The sequence below is a fragment of the Burkholderia sp. 22PA0099 genome (genome assembly GCF_047497165.1).
In the GTDB taxonomy this organism is placed as follows: domain Bacteria; phylum Pseudomonadota; class Gammaproteobacteria; order Burkholderiales; family Burkholderiaceae; genus Burkholderia.
This window is the reverse complement of the sequence record NZ_CP163164.1, coordinates 2,840,300-2,855,444: the sequence shown is the minus strand read 5'-3', so window position 1 is coordinate 2,855,444 and position 15,145 is coordinate 2,840,300. Positions and strand designations below refer to the sequence as shown.

The 15,145-nt window shown below is 66.4% G+C and carries 12 protein-coding genes; 5 read left to right on the top strand and 7 right to left on the bottom strand.

Annotated elements, in window-relative coordinates; all coding sequences use genetic code 11:
- Nucleotides 1–519 precede the first annotated feature (519 nt).
- Nucleotides 520–1,302, bottom strand: a complete 783-nt coding sequence (locus AB4851_RS12675; protein ID WP_414447487.1) for a hypothetical protein — start codon at nucleotides 1,300–1,302, stop codon at nucleotides 520–522.
- Nucleotides 1,303–1,856: 554 nt separating this feature from the next.
- Here AB4851_RS12675 and AB4851_RS12670 point away from each other — a divergent pair.
- Nucleotides 1,857–2,651 (top strand): ProQ/FINO family protein, encoded by a 795-nt coding sequence (locus tag AB4851_RS12670; RefSeq protein WP_414449181.1) that lies wholly within the window; start codon nucleotides 1,857–1,859, stop codon nucleotides 2,649–2,651.
- Between the two features lie 104 nt (nucleotides 2,652–2,755).
- Here the strand turns inward: AB4851_RS12670 and poxB are convergent, their stop codons facing one another.
- Nucleotides 2,756–4,477 (bottom strand): ubiquinone-dependent pyruvate dehydrogenase, encoded by a 1,722-nt coding sequence (gene poxB, locus AB4851_RS12665; protein ID WP_414447486.1) that lies wholly within the window; start codon nucleotides 4,475–4,477, stop codon nucleotides 2,756–2,758.
- Between the two features lie 151 nt (nucleotides 4,478–4,628).
- Nucleotides 4,629–5,651 carry a VTT domain-containing protein gene (locus AB4851_RS12660; RefSeq protein WP_414447485.1) on the bottom strand — a complete coding sequence of 341 codons (1,023 nt, stop codon included), beginning with the start codon at nucleotides 5,649–5,651 and terminating at the stop codon, nucleotides 4,629–4,631.
- A gap of 426 nt (nucleotides 5,652–6,077) precedes the next feature.
- Here AB4851_RS12660 and AB4851_RS12655 point away from each other — a divergent pair, with 426 nt between their 5' ends.
- Both AB4851_RS12655 and AB4851_RS12650 read left to right on the top strand, forming a co-directional pair.
- Nucleotides 6,078–8,168 carry a PAS domain S-box protein gene (locus AB4851_RS12655; protein WP_414447484.1) on the top strand — a complete coding sequence of 697 codons (2,091 nt, stop codon included), beginning with the start codon at nucleotides 6,078–6,080 and terminating at the stop codon, nucleotides 8,166–8,168.
- Nucleotides 8,165–8,809, top strand: coding sequence for a response regulator transcription factor (locus AB4851_RS12650; protein WP_206128262.1), 645 nt, complete (start codon nucleotides 8,165–8,167; stop codon nucleotides 8,807–8,809). The genes AB4851_RS12655 and AB4851_RS12650 overlap by 4 nt, the downstream gene beginning before the upstream one ends.
- A gap of 35 nt (nucleotides 8,810–8,844) precedes the next feature.
- On the opposite strand, the gene AB4851_RS12645 is transcribed toward AB4851_RS12650, so the two are convergent.
- From AB4851_RS12645 to AB4851_RS12630, 4 genes are all read right to left on the bottom strand, one after another.
- The gene (locus AB4851_RS12645) at nucleotides 8,845–9,120 is read right to left on the bottom strand and encodes a DUF1488 domain-containing protein (protein WP_414439322.1); all 276 of its coding nucleotides are present in this window, start codon (nucleotides 9,118–9,120) and stop codon (nucleotides 8,845–8,847) included.
- A 179-nt stretch (nucleotides 9,121–9,299) separates the two neighbouring features.
- Complete coding sequence (locus AB4851_RS12640; RefSeq protein WP_414447483.1) at nucleotides 9,300–9,689, bottom strand: DUF488 domain-containing protein; 390 nt, start codon at nucleotides 9,687–9,689, stop codon at nucleotides 9,300–9,302.
- Between the two features lie 167 nt (nucleotides 9,690–9,856).
- The gene (locus AB4851_RS12635; RefSeq protein ID WP_414447482.1) at nucleotides 9,857–11,059 is read right to left on the bottom strand and encodes an amino acid aminotransferase; all 1,203 of its coding nucleotides are present in this window, start codon (nucleotides 11,057–11,059) and stop codon (nucleotides 9,857–9,859) included.
- 40 nt (nucleotides 11,060–11,099) lie between these two features.
- Nucleotides 11,100–12,491, bottom strand: a complete 1,392-nt coding sequence (locus AB4851_RS12630; RefSeq protein WP_414447481.1) for an amino acid permease — start codon at nucleotides 12,489–12,491, stop codon at nucleotides 11,100–11,102.
- A gap of 493 nt (nucleotides 12,492–12,984) precedes the next feature.
- Here AB4851_RS12630 and AB4851_RS12625 point away from each other — a divergent pair, with 493 nt between their 5' ends.
- Complete coding sequence (locus AB4851_RS12625) at nucleotides 12,985–13,152, top strand: hypothetical protein (protein ID WP_414447480.1); 168 nt, start codon at nucleotides 12,985–12,987, stop codon at nucleotides 13,150–13,152.
- Nucleotides 13,153–13,332: 180 nt separating this feature from the next.
- Nucleotides 13,333–15,051, top strand: a complete 1,719-nt coding sequence (locus tag AB4851_RS12620; RefSeq protein ID WP_414447479.1) for a phospholipase C — start codon at nucleotides 13,333–13,335, stop codon at nucleotides 15,049–15,051.
- Nucleotides 15,052–15,145: the final 94 nt, after the last annotated feature.

Here is a 15,145-nt window from a genome sequence, read left to right as displayed (position 1 = left end):
GAACACCGTCGTTCTCGCGCGTCTTGGCATGAGGCTGTGAGGAATCGATGCACGCTGCGACGGTTTATAACGATCAAACAGGTCTCAACCCACTATCGCAAGATAGTGGCTCGCTTTTTTTCATGCGTCCTGCCCCGACATCCGAGTCGATGCGGGAAAACGGCCCCCGATCGGGCGCGAACGATTGCGCGACACGCCGCCTTTGGCCATGGCGGAATGTTGTCGTCGGGTTGCATGGCATGCCGGCTGGCGCGCCTCGCATCCCGTCACGGCGTGCAGCGCGTTGCCCCACCGCCGTGCCTGTTGCCACGCAATCGTATTGGCTCTCGAAACCCAACCGGACACCGTGCGAAAACGGTACGCGCATCACCGGACGAAGCGGCTTCATCCCCTCCGGCGTTGCACGTCGAACCTGCGTATTGCCCGTGACTCGGCCGCCCGTTTTCGCAGACGACGACCGTGGCACCCGGCGTCGCCCGGCTCGCGCCGAACCCGTTACTCAACCTGCTACTCAACTCATTACCCATTGCGGCGACCCAGGCCCCACCCTGGCATCGCATGGGTCCTGCTGCCTGCCGCTTCATCAAGCCAGGCCATCCCCGCCTGCCCGGAATTCATGTGGTTCGCGTCGAGCCGCGCAGGCGGCGTGCCGCAAGCCGGCGTTGCCGGCAGGCCGCGCCCCGTCAGCATGCGCCGGCCCCATTCGAGCAAGCCGCCCGGCAACGCCGCCGCGGTGTCGCGCGCGCAGCGCGCCGCATCGTCCGGCTTACCGGCCGAGATGCTCGCGAGGCTGTTGCCGAGCCAGGCCGGCGCACGACCATCGGCCAGCGCGAACGGGCCGAGCCGATGTTCGAATTCGGCTGCCGCGAACGGATGCGCGACGCTCTGCGGATCGGTCGCGCGCGGCGACAGCACCACCACGCGGTCGTACAACGACAGCGCGCGGTGTGCCCCACCGCCCATCCGTTGAAAACAGGCATCGTTCACGCACACCAGCACGCGCGGCGCGGCCGTCGTATCACCCCAGAACGCGCGCACCCGCTGACGCCCGGCCTCGACCACGGCGCGGGCCCGAGCGGCATCCGCGGCCGTGGCGCTCCGTTCGAGATACAACGCGGGCGCCGTTTCGACAAAACCGAAGCACGACGGGCACAGCGCAGCCGCCGCCGCCGGCACGCTGGCGGCAAGGCCGCCTGCCAGCGCGGCCAGCACCAGCGCCACGACGCCATTCAGTACGGCGAACCGCAGCGCACGCGCCGCGAATGGCGTGCGCACGATCGGGCCGGTCTCGCCGCGCATCATGCGACGCACTCCGAACCGAGCCGTCGTGACAGCCGCCCTGTGATCACACCTCGCGCCCACCATTCAACCCGCGCAATCGGTTGCGCGCGCAACCGCTTCGCAACGCGGCGGCGGCATGCGCTCGACCTTGCGCACACCGCGAATATCGCGGTGGTCAAATACATGGTGGCGATGGCGGCCCAAATGAACGAAAGCATTGTGAAAGCTATGCCTGACGGGCTTTTGACCCATTGATCAATGGATCGGTAAACGGATTGGGAGAATAAAACTTGAGGGTTAAGGCGGAAATTTGAGCGTTGCCTGCCGATTTTCGAGTCATACCCCCTCCAAATTGGAAGCAATACGAATGAAATGCCGGTATTCATCGGACAATTGGAAGGTAATCCGATCACAGCATGCGCCGTGAATATGACGCCATCAGGCAGCGGCATGCAGCACACCAATTCGGAAAGCTGTTGCATGGCAACCTCCGCCATGAATTACTTTCGATGCGCCGGGGTGAAATACCGCGCCGGACTGCTACAATCGCGGTCCAACCTGAAAGATCGTGCGAAATGGGTTTCGAACAACTCGCTGAATTGAAGAAGCAGCTCGCCCAACAGCGAGCTGACGCCAAGCCGCAAGGCAAGTCCCCGAGCCAGGGCCAGTCCCAAGCCAGATCGTCGGCGAAGCCGTCGTCCGAGAAGCGTCACGGCCAGCCGGGGCAGAAGCCCGCATCCGGCAAGCCTGCCGGCCACGCGGGCGGCAAGCCCTCCGGCAAACCGCAGCAGGGCCGCCGTCCGGCGCCCGCCGTCGACGCCAAGCCGGTCAACCCCACGGTGCTCGCCATCGGCAAGCTGCAACGCCGCTTCCCCGCCGCCTTCCCGAAGAACCCCGCGCCCAAGGTGCCGCTCAAGATCGGCATCTTCAAGGATCTCGTTGCGCACACCGCCGAGCTGAGTCTCGACGAAGCACAACTGCGCGATGCGATCAAGGAATGGTGCCGCGGCAGCCGTTACTGGGCCAGCCTCGTCACGGGCGCGAAGCGCGTCGACCTGACCGGCGCCGAAGCGGGTGAAGTGACCGAACAGCAAGCCGCGGGCGCGGTGCGCCTCGACCAGGCTCGCCGTACGCGCGCCGCCAAGTCGAAGGCCGGCGAAGCCAAGCGCGACGAGGCAGCCAAGGTGGAAGGCGAAGCAAACGCCGACACCGCGGCCCAACCGCAGGCTGAAGCGGCACAAGCTGCCGACGCGGCAGACGTGCCGGCCGAAACCGACGCTGCCGCACAGGCAGCCGCCCCGGAAGCGCCGGCCGCCAGCGAAGCGGCGCCCGACGCCGCATCTGCCGATCAGGAAACCGAACCGAAGTAAGGCAGCGAACCCGGCACCTCGCAGGATCGTGCCTTGCTCCTCCCTCGCTTCATCCCACGCGCCGACGGCTCACCCCGTCGGCGCGTGTCGTTTGGCGCGCCCGGTTAACGGAACATCGTCGTCGCCAGTTCCACCACCTCGTTGCCCTTCGCGTTCAGCACCGCCTTCAGCATGTACAGGCTGAAGCCCTTGGCCTGCGCCCACTCGATCTTCGGCGGCAACGCGATCTCCTGACGCGCGATACGCACGTCGACCAGCACCGGCCGGCGCTGCGAGAACGCCTGCTTCAACGCCCCTTCCAGTTCATCCGACCGGTCGACGCGAATCGATTCGATGCCCGCGCCGCGTGCGATGGCCGCGTAATCGGTATCGGCCAGCCGCGTGTCGTCGTCGAGATAACCGCCTGCCTTCATCTCCATCGAAACGAAGCCGAGCGAGCTGTTGTTGAACACGACGAGCACGAGCGGCAGCTTCTGCTGGCGCGCCGTGAGCAGCTCGCCCATCAGCATCGACAGCCCGCCGTCACCACACAGCGCCACCACCTGACGATCGGGCTGCGCGGCCTGCGCGCCGAGCGCCTGCGGCAACGCATTGGCCATCGAGCCGTGATTGAACGAGCCGAGCAGGCGGCGCTTGCCATTCATCTTCAGATAGCGCGCGGCCCACAGCGTGGGCGTGCCGACATCCACGGTGAAGATCGCATCGTCGTCGGCCAGTTCGCTGACGAGCCGCGTCAGGTATTGCGGATGGATCGGCGCGTCGTCGGGCGACGGCCGGGCGAGGCTGTCGAGCCCCTCGCGCGCCTCGGCGTAATGCTTGCGCGCGGCGTCGAGGAAATGGCGGTCCGCCTTGCGCGCGAGCCGGCCGTTCAGCGCCGCCAGCGTCGCCTTGACGTCACCCACCACCCCGAAATCGACCGGCACGCGCTTGCCGATCGTTGAACCGCGACGGTCGATCTGGATCACCTGCGCGTCGCTCGGATAGAAATTCCGGTAGGGGAAATCGGTACCGAGCATCAGCAGCGTGTCGCAGGATTTCAGCGCGTGATAGCCGGAGCTGAAGCCGATCAGCCCGGTCATGCCGACGTCGAACGGGTTATCCCATTCAACATGTTCCTTGCCGCGCAGCGCATGGACGATCGGCGCGCCGAGCATGTCGGCCAGCGCCACCACCTCGTCGTGCGCACCGGCGCAGCCACTGCCGCACAGCAGCGCGACCTTCTTCGACGCGTCGAGCCGTCGGGCCAGTTCGTCGACCTGGGCCGCCGCCGGCACCAGCGCGCTGCCCTCGTAGCCGATATGGCTCGGCGTGGCGTCGGGCGCGGCCTCCAGCGCGATATCGCCGGGCAGCACGATCACGGCCACGCCGCGCTCCTCGATCGCCGTGCGGATCGCGCGGTCGAGCACGCGTGGAAATTGCTTCGGATTCGATACCAGTTCGACGAAATGGCTGCATTCGCGGAACAGCTCCTGCGGATGCGTCTCCTGGAAATAGTCGAGGCCGATTTCGGACGACGGGATATGCGCGGCGATCGCGAGCACCGGCACATGACTGCGCTGGCAGTCGAACAGGCCGTTGATCAGGTGCAGGTTGCCGGGGCCGCAACTGCCGGCGCACACCGCCAGCTTGCCGGTGATGGCGGCTTCCGCACCGGCCGCAAACGCGGCGGTTTCCTCGTGACGCGTGTGCGACCACGCGATCGTGCCAAGCCGCCGCAGGCTGTCCGAGAGGCCGTTCAGGCTGTCGCCCGTGACGCCCCAGATACGTTCGACACCGGCTTGCGCCAAGGTGCTGGCAAGATAGTCCGCGATGGTTTTGCTGGCCATAGGCCCTCCGCTCGAGTGGAAACAGGGTTCGCGCGCGGCCGTGCGCAAGCACGCAACGGCCGCGCATTCGAATCAGAATCAGTGGAGGATTGTGCCCGCTTGCGGCAAACCGCGCAGTTAGGCCGGGGCGGACCGCGCCGCCCCGTGAAGCTTACGAATCCGACAGCCGCGCCCGCACCGTGTATTCGCCGGACATTTCCCGCTCGGGCCGCACCGTATACCGCGACGCCTCGAAATCCACCGGCAGCGGCTCCACCGGGAAGCCGTGCTTTTCCCACGCGTCGAGCCCGCCCTTCAGCGCCTTCAGGTTGTGCACGTTCTTGCGCTGCAACTGCTGGATGATCTTCTTGGCCGTGGCTTCGTTCGGGCATACGCAATACACCACCAACGGCCGCGACAACAAGGCCGGATCGAGCTTGTCGGACGAGTCGAGATCAAGCGGATAGGCGCCCGCGATCCGGTAGGCGTCCTTCTGGCGGATCGCGCGCGGGCGCGCATCGAAGATCAGCGGCGGGTTCGGCGACTTCATCATCTCGTCGAGCTGCGATGGCTCGATGCGCACCTTGCCGAGCCAGCGGCGGAACTGCATGCGGCGCACCCAGCGATACAACAGGAAGGTCAGGAAGATCGCGGCGAACGCGTCGAAGATGGTGCCGCCGCTGCTGCGCACCCACAGCACGATGCGCACGATTTCATGATCGAGCGCCGCGCCGCCGAGCAGCCAGGTCGAGGCCCACAGCGTCGCGCCCGCGAAATCCCAGAACAGGAACACCGGCACGGCGATGGCCGTGGTGCCGAGCAGCGGCGCCGACATCAGGCCAAGGCCCGGCAGGAATTTGGCGACGATCAGGAGCGGCGCGCCGTGGCGTTCGAATACGTTACGAGCGATCCGCAGCGTGGTGTCGAGCGACAGCGAGTAGCGCACCAGCCCGTTGAGCAGCCGGCGCCCGCGCAGGCGCCCGGCGCTGAACCACAACGAATCGGCCAGCAGCGTCGCGCCGATCGCCGCGGCGAACATGCTGGCGTAGGACGCCTGCCCCATCGCCGCCATCGTCCCGCCCAGGATCAGCATCGGCGCGGCCGGCACGGGCAGCCCGAGCTGCGTGACGAGCACGCTCAGGAACACGGCCCAAGGGCCGAGCGACGAAGGAATTGCTACGGGAAAGTGCCACACGGCGCCGCTCCTGGATCGAATCGAACCGGACTGCGCGGGGCGGAACCGCCCGGTGCGACATCGGCACGGGGTGCGGCACCCGGCCGCACGACCGGGATCAGCGCATTTTAGACGGTTTCGGTAACCGTACGTTGACAAAGGATTCTTGCGCAAACCGGTGCAGCGCGATTTTTATCCGCAAGACCGGTTCACGAACCACACAAACTACACGAGCCATCGAACCTGAAATCAAAACAATCCAAACCATCGTGTCGAATCGATTCAGTGTGCGTGTTTGTCTCTTGCCATTAGCCAAAAACAAGTAAACCAAGCACAATTTCACATCGAAAAGAACGAACCGACGCTCACCGCCACGAGCCGGCCGACGGACGCACGCAGGCACTGCATGCGGATACGGCTCGCGATGCGGCTCATACCTAAAAGCTCATGACCGATAGCGGTTCCTCACGCCCCTCATCCGGGCCGCCGCGCGAGCGTTCGCGCTCGAAGTTCGCTGCGGCGCTGGCGCGCCCGGCTGCTGCGGGGTTCGGCGCATTCGTCGTGGGCGCGGTGCTGTCCGCCGCGCTCGCGTGGTTTGTCGGCCAATCGTGGCAGGACGCCACCACGGCGCGCTTCGCGCGGCGCACGGGCACCGTCAGCGCCAATCTGCAACGCGAGCTGCAGGCGGGCGCCGCGGTGCTGACCGGCGCGCGCGGCCTGCTGCAAGCCTCACCCGGCTTGAGCCCCGATGCCTGGCGCGCTTACGTGTCGGGCCTCGATCTCGACTACGCCCGTGCCCCGCTGCGAGCGCTCGGCTACGCGAGCGCGGGCAGCACGGCATCGCCTTCCGCCGCGACGATCGCGCTGTTCGCGCCGGTGGCCCACGGCGCGGCGCCCGAATTGCCGGCGCAGGACGCCGAGGCGATGCAGCGCGCCGCCGACACCGGCCAGATCGCCTTGGCCGCCCATGCAAGCCATCCCGCTCCGGACGCGGCCGGCGGCGTGGCGCCCGCGCTGACGCTCTACCTGCCCGTCTACCGCGACCCGGCCCCGGCAAACACGGCCGCCCGCCGCGGCGCGCTGGCCGGCTTCCTGTTCGCACCGCTCGACACCGCACGCGCCTTCGAGCTGGCCACCGAGGAAGACCGCAACCTCGGCCTGCAAGCCTATGCCGCACTGCCAGGCGCCCCGCTCTACGCCACCGACATGCCGCCCGACGAGGCTCCGATCGCCCACTCGCGCTACCGCCGCACCGACACGCTCCATTTCGGCGGCGACACGCTGACACTCGCCTACACCGCGTTCGACACCACCGGCGGCGCCCGCACGCTGGCCTCGCTGGTGCTGGCGGCCGGCCTGATCGCGTCGCTGTCGCTGGCCGCCGCGATGGCCGGCTGGTCGCGCGCACGCGCCGCCGCACGCGCCGTGCCGAGCGGCAGCCGTCTCAACGAGGCGCGCATGATGGGCATCATCCGTTCGTCGATGGAAGCGATCATCACGGTCGACGAGGACCAAAAAGTGGTGATCTTCAATCCGATGGCGGAAAAGGTGTTCGGCGTGTCGGCCATGGACGCGATCGGCGCCCCGCTCACGCGCTTCATTCCGCCACGGTTTCGCCCCGCCCACGGCCAGCACATCGCGCGCTTCGGCGTGACCGGGCAATCCGAGCGCCATCTCGGCAGCCAGCGCCTGCTCTACGGCCTGCGCGCGAACGGCGACGAATTCCCGATCGAGGCCTCGATCTCGCAGATCCACGACGGCGCCGGCAAGCTCTACACGGTGATGATGCGCGACGTAACCGAGCGCCTGCAGGCCGAAAACGCGCTGAAGGCGTCGCGCGAGGAGTTGCGCGAGCTGTCGGCCAACCTGCAGCGCGTGCGCGAGGAGGAAAAAACCCGCATCGCCCGCGAACTGCACGACGACCTCGGCCAGCAACTGACCGCACTGAAGATGGATTTGTCGGCCGTCGAGCACCGGCTGCTGCGCAACAGTTCGCCCGAGGCACACGAGAGCGTGGACGAGCCGCTGCGCGAGATGCGCCGCCTGATCGACGCGACGGTGGCCTCGGTGCGCCGCATCGCGGCCGACCTGCGCCCCGTGATGCTCGACGATCTCGGCCTGGTGCCGGCGATCGAATGGCTCGTCAACGATTTCACGCACCGCTACGGCATCGACGTCGAGCGCCGCATCGAGCCGGGCGAACTGGAATTCTCGAACGCAAGCGCGACGGCGCTGTTTCGCATCGTGCAGGAAGCGCTGACCAACGTGGCGCGCCATGCCGACGCCACGCGCGTGGAGCTGGCGCTGACGATGGACGAGCACCAGTGCGTGCTGCGCATCGCCGACGACGGCGTGGGCGCGACGCACACCGACGTGCGCCGCGCGCCCGACGACAAATCGTTCGGCCTGCTCGGCATTCGCGAGCGCGCCCACATGCTGGGCGGCGCGGTACGCATCGAAACGGCGCGCGACCAGGGTTACGCGCTGACCATCACCATTCCCCTACCGTCGATTCAACAGGACCCGAACCTGCCATGATCCATGTGCTGATTGCAGACGATCACGCCCTCGTTCGCGACGGCTTGCGCCACATCCTGAAGGAAGCCACCGGCTTCGACGTGGCGGGCGAGGCGCACGACAGCGCCTCGACCATCTCGCTGATCCGCCAGACCCCCGCGCAGGTGCTGGTGCTCGATCTGTCGATGCCGGGCCGCAACGGCGTCGAACTGATCAAGCAGATCAAGGATGAAAAACCGGCGCTGCGGATTCTCGTGCTGACCATGCACGCCGAGCAGCAATATGCGCTGCGTGCGTTCCGCGCCGGCGCGTCGGGCTATCTGACCAAGGAAAGCGCCAGCGCCGAGCTGGTGGGCGCGGTATCGAAGGTGGCGTCGGGCGGCGTGTACGTGAGCCTGTCGATGGCCGAGCGGTTCGCGCAAAGCCTCAACGAGCCGGCCGACACGCTGCCGCATCAGCGGCTGTCCGACCGCGAATTCGACGTATTCCGGCGCATCGCCACCGGCCAGACGCTGACCGAGATCGCCAACGCGCTGTGCGTCAGTGCGAAGACGGTCAGCACCTATAAAACCCGGATTCTGGAAAAGATGCAGATGCCGCACGAAGCGGCACTGGTGCGCTACGCGCTGCGGCACCGGCTGGTCGACGACCCCGACGACTGACCCCCGCCGCGTGCCGCAACCGGCCGGCACCCGTGTCAGCCGCAGAAGCGGAAGAACCCGCTGCGCAGCTTGACGGGATCGCCGCCCGACGTCTCGATCAGCCGCCGCGCGGCTTCCTCGATTTCGTCGCGATGCGCGGCGAACGCGTGACGCAGATCGCCCTCGCCCGACGACGCCGCGCCGAAATAATCGGCCAGCGCCTCCGCGCTGATCTCGCAGCGCATGCGTGCGGTATCGACGAGCACCGGGAAGGCGATGGCCGGATCGGCCGGCGTGAACAACGGGGGATCCTGCGGAAACGAGATATGCATGACAGCCTCCTCAACGGGCAGCGCAAAATGCACCCGACGATTCAGCATAGTCGGCGCGGCGAGCCATCGCTTGCGCGCGATCAAATTCGCTACATCGCTTACATCATGTCGCAGATGCCCACCCCGGCCGCGCGGCGAAAAGCAGGTTCGGGCTCGCAAGCCGCATACCGCGCCCGTGTTCAGGGCAGCACCGCCGCGCCGCGCGATTCGAGCAACCGCCGCAGGATGCCGCGATGGCAATGCGCCTCGTCCTCGCAATAGCAGCCGATCGAGAAATCGCTGCCATGCGACAGCGCCGCCAGCAGATCGAGCACCTTGCCGGCCTCGCCCTTCGCCATCTCGGCGCGGAAGCTGCGCGAGAACGCGCGCCATTTCGCGTCGGTATCAGCCGCATGCGCGGCTTTGACCAGTGCCTCGCTCGGCGCCAGCACCGGCAGCCAGACGTCGTAATAGTCGCGGGTAGCGAATTCCGCCTTCGGCACGCCGCGCGGCGGCCGCCGCACCGTGCCGATCCGCACGCCCTCGCCCGGTTCGCGCGGCGAACCGAGCCGCACCACGCGGATGCTCATTGCGCCCTCCTTGCTCATCGTTTCATCAGCCACGACGATACGACAGCCGGCCGCGCGCCGCAGCGAACCGCGCATGAAAAACGGGGCCGCCGCCCGTGCCGCATTCGCGACACGAGGCGGCGGCCCCGTTCAGGAGGTCAGCCGGCGCCAGCGCCGAAGCGCCGCGCTCAGACCCCGCTTGCGATCACCTCGCCGATCGCATCGACCACGATGCCGACGTTCGACTCGTTGAGCCCGGCCACGCACATGCGGCCCGAACGCAGAATGTAGACGCCGTGCTGCTCGCGCAGCACGTCGACCTGCGTTTCGGTCAGCCCGCTGTACGTGAACATGCCGCGTTGCTTGATGTAGCGCGACAGCGCCTCGCCCTGGATATGGGCCTTCAGGCCGTCGTGGATCGCCGTGCGCATGCGCGCGATGCGGCGGCACATGGCGGCCAGTTCCTCTTCCCACTGCGCGCGCAGCTCGGGCGAACTCAGCACCGCCGTGACCAGCTTCGCGCCCTGCGTCGGCGGGTTGCTGTAGATCGCGCGCACGTTGCTGGCCAGTTGGCCGAGCAGGCGGCCGGCCGTCGTGGCGTCCTCGCAGATCGCCGACAGGCTGCCGCAGCGCTCGCCGTAGATCGAGAAGTTCTTCGAGAACGACGTGGCGATCAGCGCCGGAATGCCGCGCCGCGCGATTTCGCGCACCGCGAACGCATCGGCGTCGAGGCCCGCGCCGAAGCCCTGGTAGGCCATGTCGACGAACGGCAGCAGCTCGCGCGCCTGCAGCACGTCGATCACCTTGAGCCATTGCGCGTCGTCGAGGTCCACGCCCGTCGGGTTGTGGCAGCAGGCGTGCAGCAGCACGGCGCTGCGCGGCGGCAGCGCGTCGAGCGCGGCCAGCATGGCGTCGAACTTGAGGCCGCCGGTGGCGTCGTCGTAGTACGGGTAGGTATTGACCGTCAGGCCCGAGCGCTCGAACACGAAGCGATGGTTTTCCCAGCTCGGGTCGCTGACCCAGATCGGCGTGCCGGGGAAGTAGCGCTTGATGAAATCGGCGCCCACCTTCAGCGCGCCCGAACCGCCCACGGTCTGCACCGTGGCGATCCGGCCGGCGTCGCGCACGGCGCAATCCTTGCCGAACACGAGCGTCTGCACCGCGTCGCGGTACGCCTCGATGCCGGCCATCGGCAGGTACGGCTTCGGGCCGATCGCGGCGGCCAACTGCTTTTCAGCCTCGCGCACGGGGCCCATCACCGGAATGCGGCCGGCTTCGTCGAAATAGATGCCGATGCTCAGATTGACTTTCCGCTCGCGCGGATCTTTCTGGAAGTTCTCGTTGAGCGAGAGAATCGGGTCGCCGGGAAAGGCGTCGATGTGTTCGAACATGGTGGTTCCTGGTCGATCGATGAAATGCGTGGCAACCGGCTCAGGCCGATGCGCCGCGGGCCGCGTCCGTGTCGTTCGGGCGGCGTCCGCGCCAACGATACCCGATTCCGAGCACGATCAGCCACACCGGAATCAGATAGACAGACAGCCGCAAGCCCGGCGACAGGTACATCACGACCAGAATCGCCGCGAGAAACGCCAGGCTCAGGTAATTGGTGAGCGGATAACCGAAGCTGCGGAACTGCGTCGGCTGGCCGGCTTCGCGCTTGGCGCGGCGGAACCGCAGGTGGATATAGCTGATCATTCCCCAGTTGATGATCAGCGCCGACACCACCAGCCCCATCAGGAAACCGAACGCCTTGCCCTGCATCAGGTAGTTGATCACCACGCACAGGCCGGTGGCCACCGCCGACACGCCCAGCGCCACCACCGGAATGCCGCGGCGGTTCACGGCCAGCAGCGCGCGCGGCGCGTTGCCCTGCTTGGCCAGGCCGAACAGCATCCGGCTGTTGCAGTACACGCCGCTGTTGTAGACGGACAGCGCGGCGGTCAGCACCACCACGTTCAGCACGTTCGCCACCAGGTCGCTGCCGAGCGCGTGGAAGATCAGCACGAACGGGCTGCCGCCGCTCGCCACCTTCTGCCACGGGAACAACGACAACAGCACGCCGAGCGCGCCGATATAGAAGATCAGGATGCGGTACAGCACCTGGTTGGTCGCGCGCGGAATGCTGCGCGAGGGGTCGTCGGCCTCGGCGGCGGTGATGCCCACCAGTTCGAGCCCGCCGAACGAGAACATGATGACCGCCATCGACATCGCCAGCCCGCTCACGCCGTTCGGGAAGAACCCGCCGTTGCGCCAGAGGTTCGCGACGCCGGCCTCCGGCCCCGCGCCGCCCGACAGCAGCAGCCAGCCGCCGAACACGATCATGCCGACCACCGCCGCGACCTTGACGATCGCGAACCAGAATTCGGTTTCGCCGTAGGATTTCACGCTGACGAAGTTCAGCAGGTTGATGATCGCGTAGAACACCAGCGCCGACACCCAGTTCGGCATGTCGGGCCACCAGTAATGCACGTACACGCCCACCGCCGACAATTCGGCCATGCTGACGAGGATGTACAGCACCCAATAGTTCCAGCCCGACAGGAAGCCGATGAAGTGCCCGCAGTATTTGTCGGCGAAGTAGCTGAACGAGCCGGCCACCGGTTCGTCCACCACCATCTCGCCGAGCTGCCGCATGATGAAGAACGCGACGATGCCGGCGATCGCGTAGCCCAGCAGCACCGACGGCCCGGCCGCCTGGATCGTTTCGGCGATGCCGAGGAACAGCCCGGTGCCGATCGCGCCGCCCAGGGCGATCAGTTGGATGTGGCGGTTCTTGAGCCCTCGCTGCAGTCCGCCGTTCTCGTTGTGTGTGTTGTCGACCATAGTGTCTCCATACAGTGCGCCCGGCCCCGGGCGTCACCTGTTGTCCCCCGTCAAGACGCCGCGCGAGCCGCCCCGATCTGCCCGGAACGGCACCGGCTGCGCGCCGAAAATCCGCAATTGTAGCGGGTTGCACCGGCGCAACCTGCCGGCGGCCACCGAAACCGGCGGAAACCCGCGAAAAACTCGCTGAAATCGATGCAAATAGTGTGTCATCGACCGAGGCCCCGATCGCCTCGAATCACCTTTCGATCAGCCTGGCAATAACTTCCAATTTCATCCGATGAATTTCGGCGCGCCCTGCAACGCGCCGAAACCGGCGTCATGACCGAAACCGCACGCCACGCCCGCCGTGCGGACGTGGCACCGATGGACGCCGCGCCTTACGGGATCTGGCCCTGCACGAACGCGTGCGATTGGCCATGACGGGATCGCCGCCATTCGGCACAGCCCGGCACCCTCGATTGAAAGCAATCAGATAGTGATAAGAAATGAAATGGAAATCGATTCTTCCCGTGATTTTCATTTGGCCGTCAAAGGCGCGTCACGCTTTCAGGCATATCCATGCCCGACCCACCAGGCGCGCAGCGAAACCCCTCGCGCGCCCGCCTTCGCATTTCTTTCCATTCAAAGTTTTCGTAATACAGGCGATACGCACACGTAACGATTACGAAAGTAACTCTTCCCGCCAGCTTCATACCGGCCTGTTCCAATGCACGCACTTCGAAGACAGGGGGGGTCTCCCGCTTCGAGGGCCCCGCCCGCTACCAACAATGGTCCGCGCCGTCTCGAACGGGGAATTACGTAATAAACACAAGACGGTCTTCCACTGGAGTCTCACACAATGCTGCTTCGTCGAACCTTGATTGCCACTGCCTGCGCCGCGTCTGCGATCGCGCTGGCTGCCTGTGGCGGCAATGATGACAACTCGCCCGCCGCGAGCACCACGCCGGCCGCCACGGTGTCGTCGCAAGACGCCCTGACGACCAAGACCCCGATCAAGCACTTGGTCGTGATCTACGGCGAAAACGTGTCGTTCGATCACTACTTCGGTACGTACCCGAACGCGACGAACCCGGCCGGCGAACCGGCCTTCACGGCCGCCGCCAACACGCAGACCGACATTCAAGGTCTCGGCGCCGCAACCAGCACGCTGCGCACCGCCAACGGCAACTTCACGAACACGCTGAACACGACCAACGCCGCGAACCCGTTCCGTCTGGACCGTTCGCAAGCAGCGTCGGCCGACCAGAACCACGCCTACACGGCGGAACAGCAAGCCTACGACAACGGCGCAGCCGACCTGTTCCCGCTCTACACGGGTACCGCAACGGCCGGCGGCGCGGGCGCCTTCGGTACGAAGGGCCAGGTCATGGGCTACTACGACGGCAACACCGTCACGGCCCTGTGGAACTACGCTTCGCACTACGCGATGAGCGACAACGCGTTCACGGACACGTATGGTCCGTCGACGCCGGGCGCACTCGAAGTGGTGTCGGGCAACACCAACGGCATGCAGATCGTGAAGACGTCGAAGGCGGTTTCGACGGTCGCCGCTTCCACGTACTACATCAACGATGGCCAAAGCGGCTACACGATGATCAACGACGTGGATCCGGGCTACGACATCTGCTCGAGCACGACCGACCAGGCCATGATGCAGGGCAAGAACGTCGGCGATCTGCTGAACGCGCAGAAGATCACGTGGGGCGGCTTCATGGGCGGCTTCAACCTGTCCACGATCAACTCGAACGGCACGACGCAATGCAAGCGCTCGTCGATCGCGACGGCAGTGGGCGCGGCAACGGCCGACTACATCCCGCACCACAACTGGTTCCAGTACTTCGCTTCGACGTCGAACCCGAACCACACGCGTCCGAGCTCGACGGCCGCGATCGGTTCGAGCCTGCAAGCCGACGGCAAGACGGCTGAACCGGCGAACCACCAGTACGACACGGACGACTTCTTCGCGGCAGTCAAGGCCGGCAACTACCCGTCGGTCAACTTCCTGAAGGCACCGGCTGCACAAGATGCGCACGCTGGCTACTCGGATCCGCTGGACGAGCAAGCGTTCGTGACGAAGGTCGTCAACTTCCTGATGCAGCAGCCGGACTGGAAGAACACCGCCGTGGTCGTGACGTATGACGATTCGGACGGTTGGTACGACCACCTGTACACGGCACCGACCTCGGGCTCGTTCGACGCAGTCGACCAAGTCAACGGCAACGGCCTGTGCGGCGTCGCCAATACGCAACCGCTGGGTGTCGCAGGCAAGCCGGTCAACGGCCGCTGCGGTCCGGGCACGCGTATCCCGTTCGTCGTGATCTCGCCGTACGCCAAGACGAACTACGTCAGCCACAAGCCGATCACGCAAGCTTCGGTCACGCGCTTCATCGAAGACAACTGGCTCGGCGGTGCACGTCTGGGTGGCGGTTCGTTCGACGCCACGGCTGGCGACATGAGCGACCTGCTGAACACGTCGGCAACGGCCACGGCCAACACCACGCCGCTGTACCTCGACCCGACGGTCGGCACGCAACTGAGCGCCGCTCCGGCGAACTGATCGACCCGGTCTGATTGACCGAAAACCGGCCGGCGCGCAAGCGCCGGCTTTTTGCCTGTGCGGCCTCGGCCGCCCCGAATACGACACTACCCGT

Coding starts and splice junctions, on each gene's coding strand:
- AB4851_RS12625 (WP_414447480.1), top strand. CDS start 12,985: ATGGAAATCGATTCTTCCCGTGATTTTCATTTGGCCGTCAAAGGCGCG.
- poxB (WP_414447486.1), bottom strand. CDS start 4,477: ATGGCCAGCAAAACCATCGCGGACTATCTTGCCAGCACCTTGGCGCAA.
- AB4851_RS12655 (WP_414447484.1), top strand. CDS start 6,078: ATGACCGATAGCGGTTCCTCACGCCCCTCATCCGGGCCGCCGCGCGAG.
- AB4851_RS12675 (WP_414447487.1), bottom strand. CDS start 1,302: ATGATGCGCGGCGAGACCGGCCCGATCGTGCGCACGCCATTCGCGGCG.
- AB4851_RS12650 (WP_206128262.1), top strand. CDS start 8,165: ATGATCCATGTGCTGATTGCAGACGATCACGCCCTCGTTCGCGACGGC.
- AB4851_RS12635 (WP_414447482.1), bottom strand. CDS start 11,059: ATGTTCGAACACATCGACGCCTTTCCCGGCGACCCGATTCTCTCGCTC.
- AB4851_RS12640 (WP_414447483.1), bottom strand. CDS start 9,689: ATGAGCATCCGCGTGGTGCGGCTCGGTTCGCCGCGCGAACCGGGCGAG.
- AB4851_RS12620 (WP_414447479.1), top strand. CDS start 13,333: ATGCTGCTTCGTCGAACCTTGATTGCCACTGCCTGCGCCGCGTCTGCG.
- AB4851_RS12670 (WP_414449181.1), top strand. CDS start 1,857: ATGGGTTTCGAACAACTCGCTGAATTGAAGAAGCAGCTCGCCCAACAG.
- AB4851_RS12630 (WP_414447481.1), bottom strand. CDS start 12,491: ATGGTCGACAACACACACAACGAGAACGGCGGACTGCAGCGAGGGCTC.
- AB4851_RS12645 (WP_414439322.1), bottom strand. CDS start 9,120: ATGCATATCTCGTTTCCGCAGGATCCCCCGTTGTTCACGCCGGCCGAT.